The following is a 24,623-nucleotide window of genomic DNA, read 5'->3' on the forward strand; positions in this document are numbered from 1 at the left end:
GGCGCGCCCGCTTTACCTTAAATACACCCAAATCGCCGCTTTGCGAGGCGTTGCGCTCGACCTCAGCGCACCGACCGCCTCTCAAGTCGGCTTCCACCTCCTGATCTTGAGGCCCTCCAGCCTAGAGGAACGTCGCCCATGGCCGACCCCACTCAGAACGCCCCCGCCGAGACGGAGGGGACGAATCTTTCTGCGCAAACCGATCACCTCAACCATACCCGCCCTGCCGGCTGCAACGCCGCCCTGGTACTGGCGGACGGCGCGGTGTTTTGGGGCCGAGGCGCGGGCGCGACCGGCGTGGCGCTGGGCGAGGTGTGTTTCAACACCGGCCTGACGGGCTATCAAGAAACCCTGTCCGACCCCTCTTACGCGGGTCAGATCATCACCTTCACCTTCCCCCACATCGGCAACGTGGGCGCGAACTTCGAAGACGTCGAAACCGATAAGCCCGCCGTGCGCGGCTGCGTGCTGCGCGCCGACATCACCGATCCGGCCAACTACCGCGCGGCATCGGGGCTCGACGAGTGGCTCAAGGCCAACGAACTGGTGGCGATCAGCGGCGTCGACACGCGGCGCTTGACCCGGCGCATCCGCGACGGCGGCGCGCCCAACGGCGTGATCATCCACCTGCCCGCCGAAGAGGTCGAAGAAAGCGGCATCGACACCGAAGCCCTGGTGACCATGGCCGCCAACTGGCCGTCGCTGGAAGGTGCGGACTTGGCCAAGGAAGTGTCCTGCCAAGAAATCCACGAATGGCACGAAACCGAATGGGCGTTGGAAAGCGGCTACGGCCTGCTCGACGATCCCAAGCATCACGTCGTCGCGGTCGATTTCGGGGCCAAGAAAAACATTCTGCGCTGTCTGGCCAACACCGGCTGCCGCGTCACCGTGGTCCCCGCGGTGACCACCGCCGAAGATATCTTGGCGATGAAGCCCGACGGCGTATTCCTGTCCAACGGCCCCGGCGACCCGGCGGCGACCGGCGAATACGCGGTGCCGATGATCCAGGCCGTGATCGCAAGCGGCACGCCGCTGTTCGGCATCTGCTTGGGTCACCAAATGCTCGCCATCGCGCTGGGCGCCAAAACCCACAAGATGCACATGGGCCATCGCGGCGCCAATCACCCGGTCAAGGACCTGGAAACCGGCAAAGTCGAAATCACCAGCCAGAACCACGGCTTCGTGGTCGACCGCGACACCTTGCCTGTGGGCGTGGTGGAAACCCACACCTCGCTGTTCGACGGGTCGCTCGAAGGCATCAAGCTCGAAGGCAAGCCGGTCTTTTCCGTCCAACACCACCCCGAAGCCAGCCCCGGCCCCATGGACAGCCACTATCTGTTCGATCGGTTTGTCGCCTTGATGGAGGCCAAATAATGCCCAAACGTACAGACATCAAAAGCATTCTCATCGTCGGCGCGGGCCCGATCGTCATCGGTCAGGCATGCGAGTTCGATTATTCCGGCGCACAGGCGTGCAAGGCGTTGCGCGAAGAAGGCTACCGGGTGATCTTGGTGAACTCCAACCCCGCGACCATCATGACCGATCCGGGCATGGCCGACGCCACCTATATCGAGCCGATCACCCCGCAGATGCTGGAAAAGGTGATCGAGAAGGAAAAGCCCGACGCGATCTTGCCGACCATGGGCGGACAGACGGCGCTGAACGCCGCCATGGCACTGAGTGAAAACGGCGCGCTGAAACGCCACAACGTCGAGCTGATCGGCGCCAACGAGCATTCCATCGCCAAGGCCGAGGACCGTCAGTTGTTCCGCGATGCCATGGACAAGATCGGCCTGAGCACGCCGCGTTCCGCCGTGGTCAAGTCCTTGGAAGAAGCCCGCAAGGAGATGGAGCACATCGGCCTGCCGATCATCATCCGCCCATCCTTCACTATGGGCGGCATCGGCGGCGGCATCGCCTACAACATGCAGGAATTCGACGAGATCGTATCCGGCGGTCTGGCGGCATCGCCCGTGCACGAAGTGCTGATCGAACAATCGGTGCTGGGTTGGAAAGAGTATGAGATGGAAGTGGTGCGCGACAAAGCGGACAACTGCATCATCGTGTGTTCCATCGAAAACATCGACCCCATGGGCGTGCACACCGGCGACAGCATCACCGTCGCCCCGGCGCTGACGCTGACCGACAAAGAATATCAGATCATGCGCAACGCATCCCTGGCGGTGCTGCGCGAGATCGGCGTCGACACCGGCGGGTCCAACGTGCAGTTCGCGGTCAACCCGGAAAACGGCGCGCTGATCGTCATCGAAATGAACCCGCGCGTGTCGCGCAGCTCGGCGCTGGCGTCGAAAGCCACCGGCTTCCCCATCGCCAAGATCGCGGCGAAGCTGGCGGTCGGCTATACGCTCGACGAGCTCAAGAACGACATCACCGGCGGCATCACGCCCGCGTCGTTCGAGCCGACCATCGATTACGTGGTCACCAAGATCCCGCGCTTCACGTTCGAGAAATTCCCCGGCGCCGAAGCGCTGCTGACCACCGCCATGAAGTCGGTGGGCGAAGCGATGTCGATCGGCCGCACGTTCCAGGAATCACTGCAAAAGGGTTTGCGTTCCATGGAAACGGGGCTCACCGGCCTCAATGAAATCGAGATCGAAGGCGTCGACGCCGATGCGCCCGACACCGACAAGATCGTCGCCGCGCTGTCGACCCCGACGCCGGACCGCTTGCTGGTCATCGCCCAGGCGTTCCGTTTCGGTCTGACGTTGGAACGCATCCACCAGGCGTGCAAGTACGAACCGTGGTTCCTGGCCCAGATCGAAGGCATCGTGAAGGCCGAAGAAGAGCTGCGCAACAACGGCCTGCCCACTGATGCCGTGCAGATGATGCGCTTCAAAAAAATGGGCTTTTCCGACGAACGTCTGGCCGAATTGACCGGCACCAATCTGGGCAAAGTCACCACCCGGCGCATCAGCCTGGGCGTGCGCCCGGTGTACAAGCGCGTCGACACCTGCGCCGCCGAGTTCCCGTCCAAGACGCCGTACATGTATTCTTGCTACGAAGGCGACGGCATCAATCCGCCGGAATGCGAAGCCGACGTCACTGATCGCAAAAAGGTCGTCATTTTGGGCGGCGGTCCCAACCGCATCGGCCAGGGCATCGAATTCGATTACTGCTGCGTGCACGCAGCCTACGCCATGAAGGACGTTGGGCTTGAGGCCATCATGGTCAACTGCAACCCCGAAACCGTGTCGACCGATTACGACACGTCGGACCGCTTGTACTTCGAACCGCTGACGTCCGAGACCGTGATCGAGCTGATCCGCCGCGAACAGATGGCCGGTGAAGTGATGGGCGTGATCGTGCAGTTCGGCGGCCAAACTCCGCTGAAGCTGGCCCACGCGCTGGAAGCGGCGAACATCCCCATCCTCGGCACCTCGCCGGACGCCATCGACTTGGCCGAAGACCGCGAACGGTTCCAGGACCTGCTGCACAAGCTGGACCTCAAACAACCCGCCAATGGCATCGCGCGGTCCATACCTGAAGCCGAAAAGGTCGCCGAACAAATCGGCTACCCGCTGGTGGTGCGCCCCAGTTATGTGTTGGGCGGCCGGGCGATGGAAATCGTTCACGACCACGCCAACCTGATGCGTTACATGACCACCGCGGTCAAAGTCTCCGGCGACAGCCCGGTGCTGCTCGACAGCTACCTGCAAGGCGCGGTCGAAGTGGACGTCGACGCCTTGGCCGACGGCACCGGCGATGTCTACATCGCGGGCATCATGCAGCACATCGAAGAGGCCGGCATCCATTCGGGCGACTCGGCTTGCTCGCTGCCGCCTTACTCCCTGTCGGACGCCATCATCGAAGACATTCGCACCCAAACCAAAGCCTTGGCCATCGCGCTCAAGGTGGTCGGCCTGATGAACATCCAGTTCGCGGTGCAAGGCACCACGGTTTATCTGCTGGAAGTCAATCCGCGCGCCTCGCGCACCGTGCCGTTCGTCGCCAAGGCAACCGGCATTCCCATCGCCAAGATCGCCGCGCGCGTCATGGCGGGCGAAAAAATCGCCGATTTCGATTTGGGTGACACGCCCAAGATCGAACACGTCGCGGTCAAGGAAGCGGTGTTCCCGTTCGCCCGCTTCCCCGGCGTCGACATCATCTTGGGTCCGGAAATGAAATCCACCGGCGAAGTGATGGGCCTGGACGACAATTTCGAAACAGCCTTCGCCAAGGCTCAGTTGGGGGCGGGCGTTAAATTGCCGACCACCGGCACGGCGTTCATTTCCGTTAAGGACTCGGACAAACCCGCCATCACCGAGGTGGCGCGGCGCCTGTCCGATCAGGGCTTCAAGATCATCGCCACCGGCGGAACCGCTGACTACATGGCTGAACACGGCATCACCGTGACCAAGGTCAATAAAGTCTTGGAAGGCCGCCCGCACTGTGTCGATGCGATCTTGTCCGATGAGGTGCAGTTGGTGGTCAACACCACCGAGGGCGCGGCCGCAGTTGCCGACAGCTTCTCGATCCGCCGTTCGGCCTTGACCAACAACGTGCCCCACTACACCACCATCGCCGGCGCATCGGCGGCTGCGGACGCCATTCGCGCTTTGCAGACGGGGGCACTTGAAGTCAAGCCGTTGCAGGCTTATCCTTACCGGGCGTTATAAAACGCGGACCGGAATACCCGGCGCGCGGCCCTTTGAAATCAAGGGCCGCCGTCTTTTTGGGCTTTTGCGTCCCCACCTTTGAGTTTTCACCATCGAGCAAGGAAGCACCGTCCGATGGACAAGATCCCGATGACCGCAGCCGGTCTCAAACAATTGGAAGACGAACTGCGCACGCTGAAAGACGTCGAGCGCCCCGCCGTGGTCAAGGCCATCGGCATCGCGCGTGAGCACGGCGACCTCAAGGAGAACGCCGAGTACCACGCCGCGCGCGAACGCCAGAGCTTCATCGAAGGCCGCTTGCTGGAACTCGAGGCCATCATCAGCCATTCCGAAGTCATCGACCCGAGCAAGCTGTCCGGCGACGTGGTGCGTTTCGGCGCGACGGTGTTGCTGGTGGACGAAGAAACCGAGGAAGAAAAGACCTACCAGATCGTCGGCGAACACGAAGCCGACCTCAAAAGCGGCACCATCTCGGTCGGGTCCCCGCTGGCCCGCGTGATGATCGGCCGCAGCCTCGGCGACAGCATCGAGGTCAAGGCGCCGGGTGGCTCGAAGTACTATGAGATCGTCAAGGTGGATTACAAGTAAGCGATCCGCTCATGCAGAACATGCAAAAGGCCGCCTCTTCGTGGGGCGGCCTTTTTTGTTTCTCAAACTTGAGGTGATGAGTAGACTTGTCGACAACCATAACATGCTCACGGTTTCACAGATCAACAAAGTGAAGTGTCTTTTATGCCTAAAACTAAGATTATTGGTGCATGGCAAGGGCTGACCGTAGCAGCGCTAATATCATGTCTCCTATTCATCGTGTTATATGGATGGCAATGGTTCATGGGCAGTTCGAACCGTTGGTATACCCTTAATGGAGCCGTCCAGTATTTAGCCGCTGCAGAGTTTTTTGAAAAAAGCGTTTTAATGACCATTGTGCTGGTCTTGTTACTCATCGCTTTGATTATCTTTACGCAGAAGAAAATCGTTAGGTTTCTCATGGAAGACATTTTTCTGCAGCTCCCCCCGGCTGATCTGCCGCTCCCGCTCTGGAGCATTAAACTGATCATCTCCTTGATGTTGATCAGCGCCATCGTATTCGGTTTTCTTCTACCAGTGCAAAGTATGTGAACTTTGACAAATGGAAAGGGTAGCGACACCATGCTTCCAATCAAACAAATGGGAGAACCGATATGAACATTACGAGAGTTTTAAGTGCTCTTGCATTGGGTATCAGTTTGATATCTGGCACCGCTCAAGCCGAAGGTACCTTCACTACCAAATCTTTGACACCGGAGCTGGCGGTCAAATTGGCCCAAGCGACGCTTGAGGCTTGCCGGGCGGAGGGATTTCAGATCGCCGTGGCGGTGGTCGATAAGGGCGGCAACGCCCAGGCGCTGATCCGCGATCGTTTCGCCGGTCCGCACACGCCGCGCACCGCGACGCTGAAGGCCTATACGGCGGTGAGCTTTCGCGCCAACACCACCGGACTGGCCGACAACTCGCAAGCGGGCAAGGAAGCCAGCGGCGTGCGCGACATCCCCGGCGTGTTGATGCTCGGCGGCGGAGTGGTGATCGAAACCGGCGGCGAACTGATCGGTGCAGTCGGCGTGTCCGGCGCTCCGGGTGGCAGCTTGGACGAAGCTTGCGCCGTGAAAGGCCTGGAGGCTATCGCCGACGACTTGGCATTTTAAGGCCACTTGACCACTTCTGTACCTACTGGTATGTTTGCCGCTCACGGAGGATGATATGAGCAGCAAACGCGACGCTTTGATCGATGCAGCTAAAGACCTGTTGTGGGAACGCGGCTATGAAGCCATGAGCCCCAAAGCGGTGCTGCGCGCCAGCGGTGCCGGGCAAGGCAGCCTCTATCATCACTTCGAAGGCAAACGCGAATTGGCCGCCACGGCATTGGAAGAAATCGGCGCACAATTGCGCGAAAATTTCGACACCCGCTTGGACCCGAGCCTTCCCGCAATCAAACGCATCGAGGCGTATCTCGATACCCCGCGTGAAGCGTTGAAGGGTTGCCGCTTTGGCCGCTTGTCCAATGAACAAGCCATTGCCGATCCGGTGCTCAATCCGATCGTGCAGGACTTCTTCACCTATTTCGAAAAGCATCTCGCCGCCACCGTGCGCGAAGCGCAAAAGGACGGCGACCTGCCCGCGTCGCTCAAACCCAACGACATTGCCATGATGTTGGGGGCAATCGTGCAAGGCGGGTACGTGCTGAGCCGCATTCACCAAGACCCGGCGCCATTCAAGCAAGCGGTACGCGGCGCCAAATCCACTCTACGCACGTTGAGCGCCAGCGCCGCTTAATCGGTATTTCCCAAAGGATCCGATTCATGCCCTTTTTCGCAGCACCCGCTTTATACCGAACCAGAATTGTACCTACTAGTATGTACCATATCATTTCAACTCAGGAGACTTCCGATGAAACTGTTCTATGCCCCGCCGTCGCCGTTCGCCCGCAAGGCCCGCATCGTTGCTCGCGAACGAAATTTGATGGACCGGGTCGAGGAGATCGTCGCCAATCCGTTTCAGGACGACCCGAACCTGCTCGCCGTCAACCCGGCGGGACTGGTTCCGGCGTTGGTTCTGGATGACGGCACGCCCCTGCTCGACAGCCGCTTGATCTGTCAGCACCTGGACGCCATCGCCGATGGGCCAACGCTGATCCCCAACCAGAGCGGCGAACGCTGGCGCGTTCTCAATCACGGTGCGCTGGGCGATCTGATCATGGATTTCGCGCTGAGCGTCGTGGTCGAGACCCGCCGCACAGACGCATCGCCATCTGCAACTTTCATTGCGCGCAAGGTCGCCAAAATCGAACGGTGCCTTGCGGCGCTGCCCGTCACCCCCGACATGGCGACATTGACCTTGGGCGATATCAATGCCGCCACGGCGCTGGCGTATCTAGACTTCCGCCTGCCGGATCTCGACTGGCGCAGCTTGCGCCCAGATCTTGCTCCCTGGCACGACGCCATCGAGCAACGGCCCGCCTTTATCGCCACCCAACCCGCCGATCATATCGGCTAAACAGGAGACACCCAATGCCCCACTTCACCCACTTGGCGTTCACCAGCGCCGTTAAAAAAATCCAAAGTCTGATGGGCACGCGCAACGCCATGCAGCGCTTGTCCGATCATCCCGATGCGCGCGATCGGTTAACCGACGAGCAGATGGATTTCATCCGCACCCGCACTTCGCTCTACATCGCCACCGCCAACGCGGCGGGCATGCCCTACATTCAGCACCGTGGCGGCGAGTCCGGGTTCGTGCGCGTCGTCAATGCCACCACCTTGATGCTGTCCGAACGCCCCGGCAACGGACAGTTCATCACCCAGGGCAATCTCAGCGAAAACCCCAACGCCATGCTGTTCGTGATGGATTACGCAAACCGCCGGCGGCTGAAGCTATGGGGCGAGGCCTTCGTCAGTTTCGACGACAACCTCAAAGCCATCATGCACGATGCGCCGCTCGACACGCCGCACCCGACCATCGTGTTCAAAATCAAGGCTTGGGATGAAAACTGCCCGCGTCACATTCCACGCCTGTTCGACGAAACGGTAATCGACGCCTTGCGCGCGCGCATCGAAGCGCTCGAACATCACTTGGCGGTGACGCGCGAAAGCGTATCGGCGTGAGGGACTGGATCAACAGTGGCGGTGGAGGATGCGTCAGATACGTTCGAGTTCGATCGGCACGCCGGGCAACTGCTTGGTGGTGCGCACGCTGAGTGCCGACTTGACGTGGCTGACGTTATCCGCCGCCGTCAGCTTGGTGGTGAGGAAGTGTTGGTATTCTTCCCAATCCGGCGCGACGACCTTCAGCAAAAAGTCTGTTTCGCCGGCCAGCATGTGACACTCGCGCACTTCCGGCCAGGATTTGACCAGACCTTCGAACGCGTCGAGGTCGGTTTCGGCCTGGCTTTTCAGTCCGACCTGGGCAAAGACGGTGACGTTGAAGCCCAACGCGCGGGCGTCGAGATCGGCGTGATAGCCCTGAATGAAGCCCGCTTCTTCCAAAGCGCGCACCCGGCGCAGACACGGCGGCGCGGAAATGCCGGCACGACGCGCCAGTTCCACGTTGGTGATGCGACCATCGTCTTGCAGGTCGTGCAGGATGCGGCGATCAATCTGATCAAGTTTTACGCGGGAATCGTTCATTTCGGGTTAGGCTCCTTGTTGCGCTTGTAATTATATTACTCACGCGGGCTGAGCAAGGGGGAAACGCACGGGTTTGCATAAAATCATCCTGCCCTGTGCTTCAGAAAAATCCTCTTCACTGTGCGACAGGATCAACGTTTAGATGTATACGCCTCTCAAAATTGGCATTCATATCGGTTGGATATTGGCTTTATTCGCCGTTTTTAGCCCAAAAGCCGGCGCCGAAGCTATGATTTGGCGCCCTGACCCTGGCGACACATTCGACTGGCAGTTGAGCGAACCGTTCGACTTCAAGCGGCCCGTGGATATTTTGGATTTGGACCTGTTCGACGCCCCCCCGGACACCATTGCCCTGCTGAAATCCAAAGGAACGCGGTTGGTGTGTTACATCAACGTCGGCGCGTGGGAAGATTGGCGGCGTGACGCAGATGCTTTTCCCCCGGCGGTTCTTGGCAACAACTACAGCGGTTGGGTCGGTGAACGGTGGCTGGATATCCGCGCCATCGACGCATTGGCCCCGGTGCTGCGCGCACGCTTCGATCTGTGCCGCGATAAAGGATTTGACGCGATCGAGCCGGACAACATCAACGGATTCGACAACGATACCGGCTTTAACCTGACCCGCGACGACCAGATCAGTTTCAATTTATGGCTGGCCCAAGAGGCCCACGCGCGGGGTTTGAGCATCGCGCTGAAAAATGCTCCGGAACTGCTGCCCGAACTGGGCGCACAGTTCGATTGGGCACTGCTGGAAGACTGCCACGTACAGGGGTGGTGCGACGCGTTTGAGCCGTTCGTGCACGCTGCTAAAGCGGTCATTGCGGTCGAATATAGCGATCAAGTAGATGCGCTCCGCGATTGGGCCGACATCTGCGCACGCGCCGCCCAATCGGGCGTCCAGACTGTTCTCAAGAACCGTGAACTGGATTCGTGGCTCAAGACCTGTGAATAAGACCAACTTTCCCCACATGGCATGAGCCGCGGCGCTTGCTTCATAGCGCTGGCGTTTCTATCTTAGGGAAAATTTATTGCGCGCGGCACGGCCCGCCACAAGCCACATATTCGGAGACGATTTCATATGTCGACCACACACCACAGCAAAGCCCTGATCGTCGGTTCCGGCCCCGCGGGTTGCACCGCCGCCATCTACGCCGCGCGCGCCAATCTGGAACCGATCATGGTGCGCGGCCTGCAACCCGGCGGTCAATTGACCATCACCACCGATGTCGAGAATTACCCGGGCTTTGCCGAAACCATTCAAGGCCCGTGGTTGATGGAACAGATGGAAGCCCAGGCCAAGCATGTCGGCACCACCATCATCGACGACACCGTTGTTGCGGCAGACCTTTCGGTGCGTCCGTTCAAGCTGACGGGCGATTCCGGCGACATCTACACCTGCGATTGCCTGATTATTTCCACCGGCGCCTCCGCGCGTTGGCTGGGCTTGCCGTCCGAAGAAGCGTTCATGGGCATGGGCGTGTCGGCCTGTGCGACCTGTGACGGCTTTTTCTATCGCGGCAAGGAAGTCGCGGTCATCGGTGGCGGCAACACGGCGGTCGAAGAAGCGCTGTATCTGACCAATCACGCCAGCAAAGTGACGTTGATCCACCGCCGCGACGAACTGCGCTCGGAAAAAATTCTCCAAGATCGCTTGTTCAAGAACCCTAAGGCCGAAGTGATCTGGGACACGGTGTTGGAAGAAGTGCTCGGCAATCAAGGCGGCAACGCCTTGCCGCTGGGCGGATCCTTGACCCCGCCGGGCGTGACCGGGGTGCGGCTGAAAAACGTCAAAACCGGTGAAGAAAGCGTGCTCAACGTCGACGGCGTGTTCATCGCCATCGGCCATAGCCCCAACACCGCCATTTTCAAAGGCCAGTTGGATATGGACGATGCCGGTTACATCATCACTAAGCCGGGCACGCCGATGACCTCGATCCCCGGCGTATTCGCCGCCGGCGACGTCCAAGACCACACCTATCAACAAGCCGTGACGGCCGCAGGCAGCGGCTGCATGGCGGCATTGGATGCAGAACGCTATATTGCGGAACTGGAATCCAAGTAAGACGCCTTTTCATCGTAAGGAACCGACATGGACCGCCTGCGCGACCCCGATACCGGTGTAATGGACTGGGACAAACTGCGAATTTTCTACGCAGTGGCCGAAGCGGGCAGCTTCACCCACGCAGGCGAGATGCTCAACCTCAGTCAATCGGCGGTGTCGCGCCAGATCGGTGCGTTGGAAGAGAGCCTCGGCGTGGCGTTATTTCACCGCCACGCCCGCGGCCTTATTCTGACCGAGCAGGGGGAACTTCTGGACGTCACCACCAAGGAAATGTTTTCCAAGTTGGCGTTCACCACCGCGCAGATCCGCGATTCGCGCGAACGCCCCCAGGGTGAGTTGCGCATCACCACCACCACCGGGCTCGGTTCCATCTGGTTGACGCCGCGAATCAAGGATTTCCTGGAGCGTTACCCCGACATCGACGTGTCGTTGGTGTTGTCGGATGACGAATTGGACATCTCGATGCGCCAAGCTGACGTGGCCATTCGCCTGCGCCCGCCGACCCAGCCCGACCTGGTGCAGCGCCAATTGATGGAAGTGCACTACCGGGTCTATGCCTCGCCCAGCTACATCAAACGCTACGGTATGCCGCGCAATCCCGAGGACCTGGACAATCACCGCCTGGTCATCTACGGCGAAGACGCCATCACGCCGGTCGATAATCTCAACTGGCTGATGGAAGCCGGCCAAAGCGGCCGCAGCCGCCGACCGGCGCTGAAGGTCAACAACATTTACGGCATCTACCGCGCCGTACGCAGCGGTATCGGCGTCGGCGCGCTGCCCGACTATATGACCAGCCACGCTGAAGATCTTGTGCAGGTGCTTCCTGAACTGGCCGGGCCTAGCTTCAACACCTATTTCGTGTATCCCGAAGAGCTGCGGAATTCCAAACGCGTCGGTGTGTTCCGTGACTTCCTGCTCAACCGGATTCGCGCAGATCATCTGCCGAAAAGCTAACGCCGCCACAATACCGTAACATTTCCGCCATTTTTCAGCGCTGCCATGCGCGTCAAAAACGGCCCGCGCCCAACCACGCAATCCCTTGCTGGCCTTGGGCTGCACGATGATTGCACCCTCCCCAAGCCATGCGCCCTGCGCATACCTGCGTTACCAAACTGTAGGTGGTGGATTTTCGCCCCGTTCCGTATATTCACTTCAGTTCGATGCTGCATCGCAGCATGAACGTTCGGACCTCGGTCCGGACGGGCTCCCGGCCCCACTCTCCCAATACCCTCCCCCGGGAATTTTGGGGCCGGTTGAGTCCCACGTCTCCCAGACGTGAAGCCTCCCTGTTAGACTCGCCCTGGATCTCTATGATCCAGGGCTTTTTTTTGGCCGCTTTGTCACCATCCGCCCTGCCTACGCCTCGGCGTGCGCGTTCCTATGACGCGATTGAAGACAAGTGCTTCAAAACGTGGTTTTCTTGGCACCGATTTGAAATTTCGCAATCGAGGAGAGACCCATGAAATCTAACGTCGGCAGTATCGACCGCATCTTGCGCATCGTCATCGGCGTGGCCGCCGTCACGTTCGCGATGCTCAGCGATCACGAACTGGCCATTTGGGGCCTGATCGGCATCGTGCCGCTGTTCACCGCCGTTATCGGCTGGTGCCCGGCCTATTTGCCGTTCGGCATCAAAACCTGCAAATCGGACTGATTGCATCCCCTCGGGATTGCACAAGCAGACCGTAACAAGAGGATCGGGGTGCTGTGCGCCCGAAAATGTTCCACGGGAACGTATTCGGGCGGCAGACTCCGATTTTTTTGCGTTTCAAACACCGATTCCAGACCGAGATAACCATGCCACAGCATTCTGGGCGCACGACTAAGTGGCTTTTCATGCCGTTTTTAACAAAATAAAGGTTGCATACTTTAGTATAGAAATGGCTAAAAATTATAAAATAATATATTTATATCAACCAATTATGACCTGAGCGCCCGGCAAATACCCTGCCAAAGCTACACAAAAAATGCGTTTTTTTCTCTGGACACTTAATTAGTATTTCCTTATATAAGCATTACACGATGTAGCTAACATGGTTGGTCGCATCGGGAGGCCGCAGAGTTACCTCCCCTCCCCCTCTGATGCTCTGCGGAACCTCCTTTAGAGACTCTCCGTCTCCCCCAGGACGTGAGACCTCCCTTTCGAACTGGCCGGGCTCCTAGAGCCCGGCCATTTTTTTATTCCGCCCCATTTATTCAGAACGCGATGCAACCACGTCGTCGGCCTGTTTGCCGGTCAGTTCCTGCAGGTGGTCGTAGCGAAATCCGAACGTGCCGACCCCCAGGGTTTGCGAGCGCAGGTCGATGATCAGATCGTGCATTTCCGACGCCGGAAGATGCGCCGTCACCTCATCCCAGCCGTGCCAATTGTCGCGCGGCTGAAAACCCAGAATTTGCCCGCGCCGCGACGAAATCACCCGCTGCGCATTGGAGGTGAACGCGTTGGGCACCGAGACCTTGACCTCGCAGATGGGTTCCAGCAGCACCGGCTGACAATCCGGCATGGCTTCGCGCATCGCCAACTGCGCAGCCTTTTTAAAAGCGAAATCGGAGCTGTCCACGGCGTGGTGTTGGCCATCGGTCAACGTCACCTGGATATCCACCACCGGAAAGCCCAACGGACCGCGCGACAGATATTCCTTCACACCTGCTTCCACTGCGGGAATGTATTGACGCGGCACCGCGCCGCCGTGAATGGCGTCTTCGAACTGAAAGCCGACGCCACGTTCCAGCGGTTTGATGACGATTTCCACATCGCCGAATTCACCGTGGCCGCCCGATTGCTTTTTGTGCCGGGCGCGCCGCGTGGTCGACTTGCGGATGGTTTCCTTATAAGGCACCTGTGGGCGCTTGGCATTGACGGCCAGTCCATGACGTCCGGTCAACTTGTCCATGGCGATGCGCAGGTGCATTTCGCCTTGCCCCCACAAAACCAATTCGCCGGTCACCGGGTCGTGTTCCAATTTCAAAGACGGGTCTTCTTCGCACAGCTTGTGCACCGCGCCGGTCAATTTGACTTCGTCGGCGCGGCCCTGCATTTCGATCGCCATGGAATAGAGCGGCGCCAAAGGATCCGGCCATGCGGCCCCGTCATAGCCCAAAGTATCGCCCGTGTGCGCGCCGTCGAGACGCCCCAAGGCGACAATTTCACCCGCCGCGGCCGCCGCGACCTTATCGAATTTCTGGCCCATCACCCGATAGAGCCCGGAAATCCGTCCTTGGGGATATTCCTGGCCGTCCTTAAGCTCGCTGGACCACACCCGCGCGAGAGAGAGCTTGCCCATATGGCCCGCATGCATCGTCTTGAACACTTGCGCCGTGGCGATGGCGCCGCCCTCAGGCACGCCCAGACGCGCCGCCGTGGTCGAAACCTCCGGCGTTTCATGACGCAGCGCCTTCCACAACCGGCGCACGCCGTTGTCGTGTTCCGCGGAACCGAAAAACACCGGCACGATGTCGTCATGGGCGAGATCGCGCGACAGGTTGTCATAGACCTCTTCGGTCGAGGGGGTGACGTTTTCCAGCAGCTCTTCCAGCAAGGCGTCATCGAAATCGGCCAACGCTTCGAGCATTTCTTCGCGCGCCCCCAGTTCGGTTTCCAGCACGCTTTCGGGCAGCTCGACCAATTCCGAGGCCTGATGATCGCGCCACTTGAAGGCGCGTTCCGACACCAGGTCGACATGACCGGTCACGGCGCCACCTTCGCGAATGGGAATTTCACGCAACACCAAGGGGTGGCGCGAATGTTCTTGCAAGGCTTCCAAGGTCGCCTTCACGCTGCCGCCTTCTTGGTCCATCTTGTTGATGAACAGCATGTGCGGCACGTCGTATTCGTCGAGCATGCGCAACGCCGGGCCGACCGTCAGCGCCTTGGCCGGGTCGGCCTCGCAGACCACTATGGCCGCGTCGGCGACCATCAGCGCGCCGAGACTTTCCTGTAACAATTCAACGGACCCGGGACAGTCTAAAATGGTCCACGGGTCCCCGAGATAGTCACAATGGGCGGCGTTGAGTTCCGTCGACATCTGACGGCCGCGCGCCTCCGGCGCGCCATCGCCGACCGTACTGCCGTCGCGAACGATCCCCTTGCGGTGCACGGCGCCCGCCGCAACCAAAAGGCTTTCCAGCAGCGTCGTCTTGCCGCTCAAATACGGACCGATGAGCGCCACACAGCGCGGCGTTGACTTGGATTTGGTCATGGACAGCCTCCCTATTCCCTGGTCGGGCCGGGCGGCGGAAATAGGCCGCACGGGCCTTAATGCCATTTTTTTATAGCTAAAATGGTACGACTCTTAAGGCCCGAAGCCAAGGAAAACAGAGGCTTATTTTACGATTACTGGGTGTTGTCGACGTTGGCGTCGTCTTTCTTCTCTTCAACCTTCGCGGCTTGGGCGGTGGTGGTGCCGTTGTAGGCCGCCAACAACGCCGTGACCAAGGTTTGGATCTGTTTCGGCGCGGATTTGTTCACCGCCGCGGTGATGTCGCCTTCGGTCGTCTGCCAATCGCCCGCCGCCAAGTCCTCGTAGATCTTGGTGGCATCGGCCTTGGCCACCGGCACCGCGACCTGAAAGCAGACCGTGTCGGTGTAAGCGGTGAAATCGGTGATGACCTTGATGTCGACGTTGTTGAAAATCATGTGGTTTCTCCCCGCACAGACGGTTTTGGTTTAGGCCGGCTTTTTCGGCGGTGCGGATTTTTGCGGCGCGACGCTGATCAAATAATCCAAGGCCCCGGACACCGCCACCGGCGCGAAGGCCTTAGCCGTGCTCTTGACGCTCGCCCAGTCGCCGCTTTCCATGGCCGCCTTGAGCGCCTTGGCTTGACCCGGCGGCACCGGAATATCCAATTCGAAATGAATCCGCGTCGCCTGCATGGTGCAGTCGGTCAGATACGCTACGGTCACAACGTCCATCGCCATAGGCGGCCTCCCCAAATTGATCGGTGGGACAAGTCCTCGTCAGGAAACAGACGTTGGGCGGGGCTGTTTGTGAACGAAATAATGCCACCAGATGGAACCTCGGCATAAAAAAACGGCCTCCGAATTGGAGGCCGTTTTTGTTTACGTCACACAGCGCTTATTTCAGCGCGGCGCAGGCCCGTTGGATGCGGGTGCAGGCTTCCGTCAGCGCTTCGTTCGAGGTCGCGTAGGAAATGCGGAAGAACGGGCTGAGGCCGAACGCTTCGCCGTGCACGGCGGCGACGCCTTCGGATTCCAACAAGTAGGTCACGAAGTCTTCGTCGGTGTTGATCACCTTGCCGTCCGGCGTGGTCTTGCCCATCACGCCCGCGCACGACGGATAGACGTAAAACGCGCCTTCGGGGGTCGGGCACACCAGGCCTTCGGCCTCGTTGAGCATTTTCACCACCAGATCGCGACGGCCCTTGAAGGCGGCGTTGTTCTTGGCGATGAAGCTGTGATCGCCGTTCAGCGCGGCCACCGCGGCAGCCTGGGAAATCGACGAGGTGTGCGTGGTCGATTGCGACTGGACCTTGTTCATGGCCTTGATCACGTCAAGCGGACCGGCCGCGTAACCGACGCGCCAACCGGTCATGCAATAGGCCTTGGACACGCCGTTGAGCGTCAAGGTGCGGTCATAGAGCTTCGGCTCGACCTGGGCGGGGGTGACGAACTTGAAATCGTCGTAGACGATGTGTTCGTACATGTCGTCGGTCATCACCCACACGTGCGGATGTTTGACCAGCACGTCGGTCAGCGCCTTCATGTCGTCGAAGCTGTAGGCTGCGCCGGTCGGGTTGGACGGCGAGTTCAAGATCAGCCATTTGGTTTTCGGCGTGATCGCCGCTTCAAGCTGGTCGGCGGTCATCTTAAAGCCGTTTTCGACGGTGCAGTCGACGAACACCGGGGTGCCTTCGGCCAGCAGTGTGATGTCGGGATACGACACCCAATACGGCGCCGGGATGATGACCTCGTCGCCGGGGTTGAGCGTCGCCATCATGGCGTTGTAGATGCTCTGCTTGCCGCCGCACGCCACCTGGATCTGATCGGGCGTGTATTCGAGGCCGTTGTCGCGTTTGAGCTTCTCGCAGATGGCCTTGCGCAGCGCGACGGTGCCCGCCACGGCGGTGTACTTGGTTTCACCCGCGTCGATGGCGGCCTTGGCCGCGGCCTTGATGTGGTCGGGGGTGTCGAAATCCGGCTCGCCCGCGCCCAGACCGATCACGTCCATGCCGGCGGCTTTGAGCTCGGCGGCCTTGGTGGAAACGGCGATGGTGGGGGACGGTTTGATGCGGCTCAAACGGTCAGCGATAAAGGCCATGGTGCTTGTCCTGCTAAAAAGAAAGTTGATTTGCGGCAAGCTAACGCCGAGCGCGCCCTGCCGCAACGGGGAAAACGTCCAATCCCGCCGTTTTTTTCGTTTTACGACACCTTCGGCTTGTCGAAAACGATGCCGTAATGATACGGCGGCAGCTCGACCACGCCGTGCAGGCGAAATCCGATCGGCAGGACTTCGTCCATCACCTGTTCGGGCGTCATGCGCAGGTTGGTTTGCGGGCCGCGCGGCTCGCCCAAAACGGTGGTGTCTTCCTTGGGGCGGTGGTGCCAGTTGATGATGGCGAACTGTCCGCCCGGTTTCAGCGCGTTGAACACCTCGCGCGCGAATTGGGGCTTGTCCGGCACGCCGTGAAAGGTATTGGCGACCAGCACGTAGTCGGGGGCGTGGGGCAAGACGTTGTGCAGCGAGCACGCGTCGCATTCAATCCAACGGATGGTGCCGTTGGTCACGCCGGCACGTTGAGCCCGGTATTTGGCCTTTTCCAGCATCTCTTTGTCGAGATCGATGGCCATGACCCGGCCCATGCCGCCGACGATGTGGGCCAACGGCACGGTGAAATGACCGTCGCCGCAGCACAAATCCAGGACCGAGGTCCCGAAATCGATGCCCAAACGCCTTAAAATGCCCTCTGGATCAGGCCACAAGGCCTTCCACCATTCCGAATCCGGCATGGCTGTGGCCGGAAATTTTGCGGGATGATTCATTTACACCTCGCCTCCCCCTGGTTTTGGTTAACAAATATATAACCGGATTCTCAAACCAACGCGAGTCGATCATAACCCTTGCGATCGCGGCCTTTCGTCCTATAACTCAAGGGTATGAGCGATCTCATCAAACCCGGATTTCACGCCGATGCCCAGCCAGTCCCACGCCCCCAGCCGGGTGCCGGCAAACCGTTCCAGTTGGTGTCCGATTTCGAACCGGCGGGCGACCAGCCCAACGCCATCAAGGAACTCGTTCAAGGCCTCAACGACGGCGAAATGAACCAGGTTCTGCTGGGCGTCACCGGATCGGGCAAAACCTTCACCATCGCCCACACCATCGCCCAGGTGGAGCGCCCGGCGCTGGTGCTTGCCCCCAACAAGACCTTGGCGGCGCAGCTTTACGCGGAAATGAAGGACTTTTTCCCCCACAACGCGGTGGAATACTTCGTTTCGTACTACGACTATTACCAGCCCGAGGCCTACGTCGCGCGCACCGACACCTACATCGAAAAAGACGCCTCCATCAACGAACAGATCGACCGTATGCGCCACAGCGCCACCCGCGCGCTGTTCGAACGCCGCGACGTGATCTTGGTCGCGTCGGTGTCGTGCATTTACGGTATCGGCTCGGCCGAAACCTATGCCGACATGGTGGTCAAGCTGGTGGCGGGCGAGGAATATACCCAAGACGACCTGCTGCGTTCGCTGGTGACGCTGCAATACAAACGCAACGATGCGGCGTTCGGCCGCGGCACCTTCCGAGTGCGCGGTGACGTGGTGGAGATTTTCCCCAGCCACTACGAAGACCGAGCCTGGAAGCTGAGCTTTTTCGGCGACGAGTTGGAAAGCATCTACGAGGTCGACAGCCTGACCGGCGAAAAAAACGCCGACCTGGAACAAATCACCATCTACCCCAACAGCCACTACGTCACCCCGCGCCCGACCTTGTTGCAGGCCATTCCACAAATCAAAGCGGAGATGAAGGCGCAGGTGGAAAAGTTCCGATCCGAAGGCAAACTGATCGAGGCCCAACGCATCGAGGAACGCACCACCTTCGATTTGGAGATGCTGGAAAGCACCGGCCATTGCAGCGGCATCGAGAACTATTCGCGCTACCTGACCGGACGCCCGCCCGGCGCCCCGCCGCCGACCTTGTTCGAATACCTGCCCGAAGACGCGATCATGGTCGCCGACGAAAGCCACGTGTCGGTGCCCCAGATCGGCGGCATGTACCGGGGCGACTTCAACCGCAAATCGACCCTGGCGCAATTCGGCTTTCGCCTGCCAAGCTGCATCGACAACCGCCCGCTGAAATTCGAAGAGTGGGACGCCATGCGCCCGCAGACCATCTTCGTGTCCGCCACACCCGCGCCGTGGGAACTGGAACGCACCGGCGGCGTGTTCGTCGAACAGGTGGTGCGCCCGACCGGCCTGATCGACCCCGAATGCATCGTCCGCCCCGTTTCCAGCCAAGTCGACGACCTGCTGGGCGAATGCAAAGCCGCCGCCGCCAAGGCGCAGCGCGTGCTGGTCACGGTGCTGACCAAAAAAATGGCCGAAGAGCTGACCGAATACATGCACGAACACGGCGTGCGGGTGCGCTACATGCATTCCGACATCGAGACCCTGGAGCGCATTGAAATCATTCGCGATCTACGCCTGGGCGCGTTCGACGTGCTGATCGGCATCAACTTGCTGCGCGAAGGCTTGGACATTCCCGAATGCGCCCTGGTGGCGATCTTGGATGCCGATAAGGAAGGCTTTTTGCGTTCCAAGACCTCGCTGGTGCAGACCATCGGCCGGGCCGCGCGCAATCTGGATGGCCGGGTGATCTTGTACGCCGACAAAATGACCGACAGCTTGAATTACGCCATATCCGAAACCAACCGCCGCCGGGCCAAGCAAGAGGCCTACAACAAGGAACACGGCATCACCCCCGCCAGCGTCAAAAAGCACATCGCCGACGCCTTGGGCTCGGTGTACGAGCAGGACTACGTCACCGTCGATACCGGCGACAGCGGCGACGCCCATCTGGTCGGCAAGAGCCTCAAGCAGCACATCCAAGATCTCGATGTACGCATGAAAAAAGCCGCCGCCAATTTGGAATTCGAAGAAGCCGCGCGGCTGCGCGACGAAATCCGCCGCCTGGAAGCCCACGAACTGGGGTTGGATCTGGCCGGGGTGTCGAAATCCGCCGCCGCCAAAGCGGGGGCCGGATCGCGCCGCAAGGGCAAAAAGGGGCGCTAAACCTCTTTATGTTCGCCCAGCATGCTGGGACGTTGCATCCAATTGAGCGCCCAACCACCTGACGTCTCGCTGTCGTCGATACGTTCCAGACACACCACCGTGCCAGGTTCAAACGCGACCGCCATGCCGTTTTCCGATCCGGTCAGGCAGCGGGCTGCCATCTTGGCCATGAACGGCATGTGGCCGACCACCATCAAATCACCGCCGGAAATTTCAGCGCTGTGCATCAAATGGTCCGTGCTGTCGTTGGGCCCCAGACCTTCGATTTCGACCGCTGCTTGGCCCGACCACACGTCTTTCGACAAAATATTTGCGGTTTGCTCGGCACGCGCCTTGCCCGAATGCACGACCTCGTCGACCCGCACATCGGCTATGAGCAAAAACGCCGCAATCTTCGCCGCGTCATTGCGACCTTTTTCACTGAGCGGACGCTTGGAATCGGTTTCCTTGGGCAGGGCCTCGGCATGTTGAACCAGATACAGCTTCATGCTCAGTCCTCACCCCGTTTTGGGCCGCGCACCAGACGCGGCGTCAACATCCAACGCATCTGCCAGCTATCGCCATAGGGGTTGTGCGCCAAAGCCATGACCGTACCGGTTTTAACCTCGACCATGCCGGCGTGCGCATTGCCAGCCATCAGATAAGAGACGGCTTCGCCCATAAACGGTTCGTGACCGCACACCATGGTGTCTTCTGTCCATTTTTCCGCCAGCTTTGCAAACGCCGTCACGTTGCCCCACGGCTCGATACCCGGAAGTTCCTCCAACTGGACGCCGGGCGCTATCTTTTCAGCTAGTATTTCCGCCGTTTCACGTGCGCGCGACAGGGTGCTGTGCACCACACGGCCCACCGTGATCTCTTGGGTTTTAAGATGTTCGGCCACGGCCTCGACGTCCGCACGACCACGGGCGCTGAGATGGCGGTCGGCCTCTTCCGGCCCGAATTCGGCTTTGCCGTGACGCACAAGCAGCAATCTCATCGCCCTACTTCCCATGCATGAATTTTAACAAATGCGCTGCGTCCAAAATTGCATTCAACAACCAATAGCATCATCCCATGGACTTTAATACGTCGTAAAAATGAAACATTGACCCTCATAGCGCTATGGTTTTAATTTCATGCGCGCCTAATGCAGTTGGATTACAGATTCGTGACGTTCATACAATGGAGTGACAGCTACAAAGTCGGCCACAAAATCGTGGATTTCGACCATATGACGTTGGTCAACATCACCAACGAGCTATTTATGCGCGTGGATCGCGGTTTTTCGGATGAAGAGATCGCCCAGACCATCGCCTTGCTGATCGACTATGTCGAACGTCATTTCGAGCGCGAAGAAGAGCTGTTCGTCAACTCCGACTACCCCGATGTCGACAAACACTTGGCGATGCACGAAGACATCAAAAAAACCGTCAAGGACATTGCCACGATCTACAAGACCAAACCCGACGCCATCAATATCAACGAGGTGTTGGAGTTTCTCAAAAAATGGTTGCTCAACCACATTTTGAAGGCCGACCAGGGTTATATGGAATATCTGAAGTAACCCGACCTCGGCGCATGTTGGTCGAGGCCCAAACCGAGCCCCCACATTCCACACAAAAAACGGGCCCCCTTTGCAGGAGACCCGTTTTCAACGTTTAGGCGATAGCCTTGATCCGTGTGCCGCTTAGTGCGCCGTAGGAGCGACGCCCAGCGCCGCAAGCATGGCTTCGGCGGTTTTGATTTCCGCTTCTGCGTTGCTTTTGTCGATCTCGCTGGAAGCCTTTTCCAAGGCTTTCTTGGCGGATTCGAGGCGCGCTTGCGCTTCGTCCTGCTTGAGATCGCCCACAGCCTTGGCCTCTTCCGCCAACAACGTGCAGCGTTCCGGAGTGACTTCGACAAACCCGCCGGAAACGAAGATGCTTTCCGACACCTTACCGTCTTCGTGGATGTCGACGACGCCGGGGCGCACGGTGCCGATCAGCGGCGTGTGACCGGGCAGCACACCGATGTCGCCTTCGGAACATGGCACGACGACCATGCTCACGGATTGCGACTTCACAAGCCGCTCAGGCGATACCAGTTCGAATTCGACCCTATCGGTCATGTGCTTTTACTCCAAACCCCAGAAAAACTGGGTCGTAAGATTAGGCAGCCTCGGCAGCCATTTCCTTGGCTTTTTCGATCGCTTCGTCGATGGTGCCAACCATGTAGAAGGCCGCTTCCGGCAGGTGATCGTAGTCACCGTTAACGATGCCCTTGAAGCCTTTGATGGTGTCTTCCAAGGCGACCAGCTTACCCGGCGAGCCGGTGAAGATTTCGGCCACGTGGAACGGCTGGGACAGGAAGCGTTGGATCTTACGCGCACGCGCCACGATCATCTTGTCTTCTTCCGACAGCTCGTCCATGCCCAAGATGGCGATGATGTCCTGCAGGCCTTTGTAGGTCTGCAAAATCTGCTGCACGGAGGTCGCGACGTTGTAGTGCTCTTCACCGACGATGCGCGGGTCGAGAACGCGCGACGTGGAGTCCAGCGGATCCACGGCCGGATAGATGCCGAGCTCGGCGATCTGACGGCTGAGAACCGTGGTTGCATCCAAGTGCGCAAACGACGTTGCGGGCGCCGGGTCGGTCAAGTCGTCCGCAGGGACGTAAATAGCTTGGACCGAGGTGACGGAACCCTTTTTGGTCGAGGTGATGCGTTCTTGCAGCGCGCCCATGTCGGTGGCCAGCGTCGGCTGGTAACCCACAGCCGACGGGATGCGGCCGAGCAGCGCGGACACTTCGGAACCGGCCTGGGTGAAGCGGAAGATGTTGTCGACGAAGAACAACACGTCCTGGCCTTCCTGGTCGCGGAAGTATTCGGCCAGCGTCAAGCCGGTCAGCGCAACGCGAGCACGGGCTCCCGGCGGTTCGTTCATCTGACCGTAGACCAGCGCGGCTTTGGAGCCGGTGCCTTCGAGGTCGATAACGCCGGATTCGATCATTTCGTGGTACAGATCGTTACCTTCACGGGTACGTTCGCCAACACCGGCAAACACGGAGTAACCGCCGTGGCCCTTCGCGATGTTGTTGATCAGTTCCATGATGAGAACCGTTTTGCCCACACCGGCGCCGCCGAACAGACCGATCTTACCGCCCTTAGCGTACGGTGCGACCAGGTCGACGACCTTGATGCCGGTTTGCAGAATTTCGGATTCCGTGGACTGTTCGGAGAAGGCCGGCGCTTCGTTGTGGATCGGCGCTTTGGTCTTCGTCACGACGGGGCCACGTTCGTCGATCGGCTCGCCGATGACGTTCATGATGCGGCCCAGCGTTTCCGGTCCGACCGGAACCGAAATCGGTTCGCCGGTGTCCGTCACGTCCTGGCCGCGCTGCAAGCCGTCGGTCGAGTCCATGGCGATGGTGCGCACCATGTTTTCGCCCAAGTGCTGAGCAACTTCAAGAACCAGGCGCTTGCCTTCGTGTTGCAGTTCCAAGGCACTCAGAATGTTGGGCAGTTGGCCCGACGCAAAACGTACGTCGATAACAGCGCCCGTGATCTGGGTGATTTGTCCGATATTGTCTTTCGCCATCGCTGGAGCTCCTTAAGCGTATTCAGCGTTTCTCTTACAGCGCTTCCGCGCCGGAGATAATTTCAATCAATTCACTGGTGATAGCCGCCTGACGCGAACGGTTGTACGTCAGGGTAAGCTTGTCGATCATATCGCCAGCGTTGCGGGTTGCGTTGTCCATGGCCGTCATGCGCGAGCCGTGTTCCGAGGCCGAGCTTTCCAGCATCGCCTGAAAGACCTGAACGCCGAGATTCTTCGGCAACAGAACTTCGAGGATTTCACTTTCTTCGGGCTCGAATTCGTATGCGGCCTTCAGTTCGCCACTGTCAGCATCGTCACCGCTGTCGGCTTCATCCGAAGCGAACGGGATCAGTTGCTGCTTGGTGACGATCTGCGTCATCGCCGACTGGAATTTGTTGAAAACGATCGAGCAGACATCGAATTCGCCGGCTTCGAACATTTCCGTGATCCGGTCGGAGACCGCGGTCGCTTCGTGGTACTGGATGCCCTTCTTGCCCCCGACGCCGATCACGGTATCGATGATATCGCCGCGGAATTCGGATTTCAGAAGATCGGCACCCTTGCGACCGACGCACAGCAGCTTCACCGTCTTGCCCTGACCTTTGAGGTCGTGAACAAGTCGACGGCTTTCACGTACGATCGAGCCGTTGAAACCGCCGCACAAACCGCGGTCGGATGTGAACACCACCACCAGGTGGGTTTTGTCGTCACCGGTACCGGCAAGCAACTTCGGCCCGCCCTCCATACCGGCGAAAGAGCCGGCAAGAGAACGCAGCACCGTGTCCATACGCTCGGAATAAGCGCGGGCGGACTCGGCGGCATCTTGGGCGCGGCGCAATTTGGCGGCCGCGACCATTTTCATGGCCGAAGTGATCTTGCGCGTCGATTTGACGCTGTCGATCCGGTTCTTTAGGTCCTTGAGGTTAGGCATGAGACGTTGTCCCGCTCCGCTCCTTG

The 24,623-nt window shown here is 59.4% G+C and carries 25 protein-coding genes; 14 read left to right on the forward strand and 11 right to left on the reverse strand.

The features are described 5' to 3' along the window. The first annotated feature begins 138 nt into the window (after positions 1–138). The 8 genes from carA (at position 139) to VIN96_RS09635 (ending at position 8,275) form a co-directional block, all read left to right on the forward strand. Entirely contained in the window at positions 139–1,374 is a 1,236-nt protein-coding gene (gene carA / locus VIN96_RS09600; RefSeq protein ID WP_331895762.1) for a glutamine-hydrolyzing carbamoyl-phosphate synthase small subunit, read from the forward strand. Beyond that, positions 1,374–4,637: a carbamoyl-phosphate synthase large subunit gene (gene carB, locus VIN96_RS09605; RefSeq protein ID WP_331895764.1), complete on the forward strand. Its 3,264-nt coding sequence runs from the start codon at positions 1,374–1,376 to the stop codon at positions 4,635–4,637. Before carA ends, carB begins: the two co-directional genes overlap by 1 nt. A 114-nt stretch (positions 4,638–4,751) precedes the next feature. Then, the gene (gene greA / locus VIN96_RS09610) at positions 4,752–5,225 is read left to right on the forward strand and encodes a transcription elongation factor GreA (RefSeq protein WP_331895765.1); all 474 of its coding nucleotides are present in this window, start codon (positions 4,752–4,754) and stop codon (positions 5,223–5,225) included. Between the two features lie 243 nt (positions 5,226–5,468). After that, the gene (locus VIN96_RS09615) at positions 5,469–5,756 is read left to right on the forward strand and encodes a hypothetical protein (protein WP_331895766.1); all 288 of its coding nucleotides are present in this window, start codon (positions 5,469–5,471) and stop codon (positions 5,754–5,756) included. Between the two features lie 62 nt (positions 5,757–5,818). After that, positions 5,819–6,319 (forward strand): heme-binding protein, encoded by a 501-nt coding sequence (locus VIN96_RS09620; RefSeq protein WP_331895768.1) that lies wholly within the window; start codon positions 5,819–5,821, stop codon positions 6,317–6,319. Between the two features lie 55 nt (positions 6,320–6,374). Next, positions 6,375–6,947: a TetR/AcrR family transcriptional regulator gene (locus VIN96_RS09625; protein ID WP_331895769.1), complete on the forward strand. Its 573-nt coding sequence runs from the start codon at positions 6,375–6,377 to the stop codon at positions 6,945–6,947. A 114-nt stretch (positions 6,948–7,061) separates the two neighbouring features. Beyond that, the gene (locus VIN96_RS09630; protein ID WP_331895770.1) at positions 7,062–7,667 is read left to right on the forward strand and encodes a glutathione S-transferase family protein; all 606 of its coding nucleotides are present in this window, start codon (positions 7,062–7,064) and stop codon (positions 7,665–7,667) included. A 14-nt stretch (positions 7,668–7,681) separates the two neighbouring features. Continuing rightward, entirely contained in the window at positions 7,682–8,275 is a 594-nt protein-coding gene (locus tag VIN96_RS09635) for a pyridoxamine 5'-phosphate oxidase family protein (protein WP_331895772.1), read from the forward strand. Positions 8,276–8,308: 33 nt separating this feature from the next. On the opposite strand, the gene VIN96_RS09640 is transcribed toward VIN96_RS09635, so the two are convergent. Continuing rightward, a complete protein-coding gene (locus VIN96_RS09640; RefSeq protein ID WP_331895774.1) occupies positions 8,309–8,797 on the reverse strand; it encodes an Lrp/AsnC family transcriptional regulator in 489 nt (162 codons plus the stop codon). A 229-nt stretch (positions 8,798–9,026) separates the two neighbouring features. Between VIN96_RS09640 and VIN96_RS09645 the strand changes: the two genes are divergently transcribed. The 4 genes from VIN96_RS09645 (at position 9,027) to VIN96_RS09660 (ending at position 12,516) form a co-directional block, all read left to right on the forward strand. Beyond that, a complete protein-coding gene (locus VIN96_RS09645; RefSeq protein ID WP_331895776.1) occupies positions 9,027–9,749 on the forward strand; it encodes an endo alpha-1,4 polygalactosaminidase in 723 nt (240 codons plus the stop codon). A gap of 126 nt (positions 9,750–9,875) precedes the next feature. After that, positions 9,876–10,859 carry a thioredoxin-disulfide reductase gene (gene trxB, locus VIN96_RS09650; RefSeq protein WP_331895777.1) on the forward strand — a complete coding sequence of 328 codons (984 nt, stop codon included), beginning with the start codon at positions 9,876–9,878 and terminating at the stop codon, positions 10,857–10,859. Positions 10,860–10,919: 60 nt separating this feature from the next. Next, a complete protein-coding gene (locus VIN96_RS09655; protein WP_331896054.1) occupies positions 10,920–11,816 on the forward strand; it encodes a LysR family transcriptional regulator in 897 nt (298 codons plus the stop codon). A gap of 505 nt (positions 11,817–12,321) precedes the next feature. Continuing rightward, positions 12,322–12,516 (forward strand): DUF2892 domain-containing protein, encoded by a 195-nt coding sequence (locus tag VIN96_RS09660; RefSeq protein WP_331895778.1) that lies wholly within the window; start codon positions 12,322–12,324, stop codon positions 12,514–12,516. A gap of 538 nt (positions 12,517–13,054) precedes the next feature. On the opposite strand, the gene VIN96_RS09665 is transcribed toward VIN96_RS09660, so the two are convergent. The 5 genes from VIN96_RS09665 to VIN96_RS09685 form a co-directional block, all read right to left on the reverse strand. After that, entirely contained in the window at positions 13,055–15,061 is a 2,007-nt protein-coding gene (locus VIN96_RS09665) for an elongation factor G (RefSeq protein ID WP_331895780.1), read from the reverse strand. Positions 15,062–15,195: 134 nt separating this feature from the next. Beyond that, a complete protein-coding gene (locus VIN96_RS09670) occupies positions 15,196–15,498 on the reverse strand; it encodes a hypothetical protein (protein ID WP_331895782.1) in 303 nt (100 codons plus the stop codon). A 30-nt stretch (positions 15,499–15,528) separates the two neighbouring features. Beyond that, positions 15,529–15,780: a hypothetical protein gene (locus tag VIN96_RS09675; protein ID WP_331895783.1), complete on the reverse strand. Its 252-nt coding sequence runs from the start codon at positions 15,778–15,780 to the stop codon at positions 15,529–15,531. Positions 15,781–15,937: 157 nt separating this feature from the next. Continuing rightward, a complete protein-coding gene (locus VIN96_RS09680; RefSeq protein WP_331895785.1) occupies positions 15,938–17,140 on the reverse strand; it encodes a pyridoxal phosphate-dependent aminotransferase in 1,203 nt (400 codons plus the stop codon). A 101-nt stretch (positions 17,141–17,241) separates the two neighbouring features. After that, complete coding sequence (locus VIN96_RS09685) at positions 17,242–17,862, reverse strand: class I SAM-dependent methyltransferase (protein ID WP_331895786.1); 621 nt, start codon at positions 17,860–17,862, stop codon at positions 17,242–17,244. A 114-nt stretch (positions 17,863–17,976) separates the two neighbouring features. Between VIN96_RS09685 and uvrB the strand changes: the two genes are divergently transcribed. Next, complete coding sequence (uvrB, locus tag VIN96_RS09690) at positions 17,977–20,109, forward strand: excinuclease ABC subunit UvrB (protein WP_331895787.1); 2,133 nt, start codon at positions 17,977–17,979, stop codon at positions 20,107–20,109. On the opposite strand, the gene sixA (VIN96_RS09695) is transcribed toward uvrB, so the two are convergent. Further along, positions 20,106–20,597 (reverse strand): phosphohistidine phosphatase SixA, encoded by a 492-nt coding sequence (sixA, locus tag VIN96_RS09695; RefSeq protein WP_331895788.1) that lies wholly within the window; start codon positions 20,595–20,597, stop codon positions 20,106–20,108. The genes uvrB and sixA (VIN96_RS09695) overlap by 4 nt on opposite strands. 2 nt (positions 20,598–20,599) lie before the next feature. Then, positions 20,600–21,088, reverse strand: coding sequence for a phosphohistidine phosphatase SixA (sixA, locus tag VIN96_RS09700; RefSeq protein WP_331895789.1), 489 nt, complete (start codon positions 21,086–21,088; stop codon positions 20,600–20,602). 171 nt (positions 21,089–21,259) lie between these two features. Here sixA (VIN96_RS09700) and VIN96_RS09705 point away from each other — a divergent pair, with 171 nt between their 5' ends. Next, the gene (locus VIN96_RS09705; RefSeq protein ID WP_331895790.1) at positions 21,260–21,655 is read left to right on the forward strand and encodes a bacteriohemerythrin; all 396 of its coding nucleotides are present in this window, start codon (positions 21,260–21,262) and stop codon (positions 21,653–21,655) included. 123 nt (positions 21,656–21,778) lie between these two features. On the opposite strand, the gene VIN96_RS09710 is transcribed toward VIN96_RS09705, so the two are convergent. From VIN96_RS09710 to VIN96_RS09720, 3 genes are read right to left on the reverse strand one after another with little or no spacing between them, the layout of a single operon-like run. Beyond that, positions 21,779–22,198 carry a F0F1 ATP synthase subunit epsilon gene (locus VIN96_RS09710; RefSeq protein WP_331895791.1) on the reverse strand — a complete coding sequence of 140 codons (420 nt, stop codon included), beginning with the start codon at positions 22,196–22,198 and terminating at the stop codon, positions 21,779–21,781. Positions 22,199–22,238: 40 nt separating this feature from the next. Then, positions 22,239–23,666, reverse strand: a complete 1,428-nt coding sequence (gene atpD, locus VIN96_RS09715) for a F0F1 ATP synthase subunit beta (protein ID WP_331895793.1) — start codon at positions 23,664–23,666, stop codon at positions 22,239–22,241. Positions 23,667–23,700: 34 nt separating this feature from the next. Next, positions 23,701–24,597 carry a F0F1 ATP synthase subunit gamma gene (locus tag VIN96_RS09720; RefSeq protein WP_331895794.1) on the reverse strand — a complete coding sequence of 299 codons (897 nt, stop codon included), beginning with the start codon at positions 24,595–24,597 and terminating at the stop codon, positions 23,701–23,703. Positions 24,598–24,623 lie beyond the last annotated feature (26 nt).

It is taken from the genome of Magnetovibrio sp., assembly GCF_036568125.1.
GTDB lineage: Bacteria > Pseudomonadota > Alphaproteobacteria > Rhodospirillales > Magnetovibrionaceae > Magnetovibrio.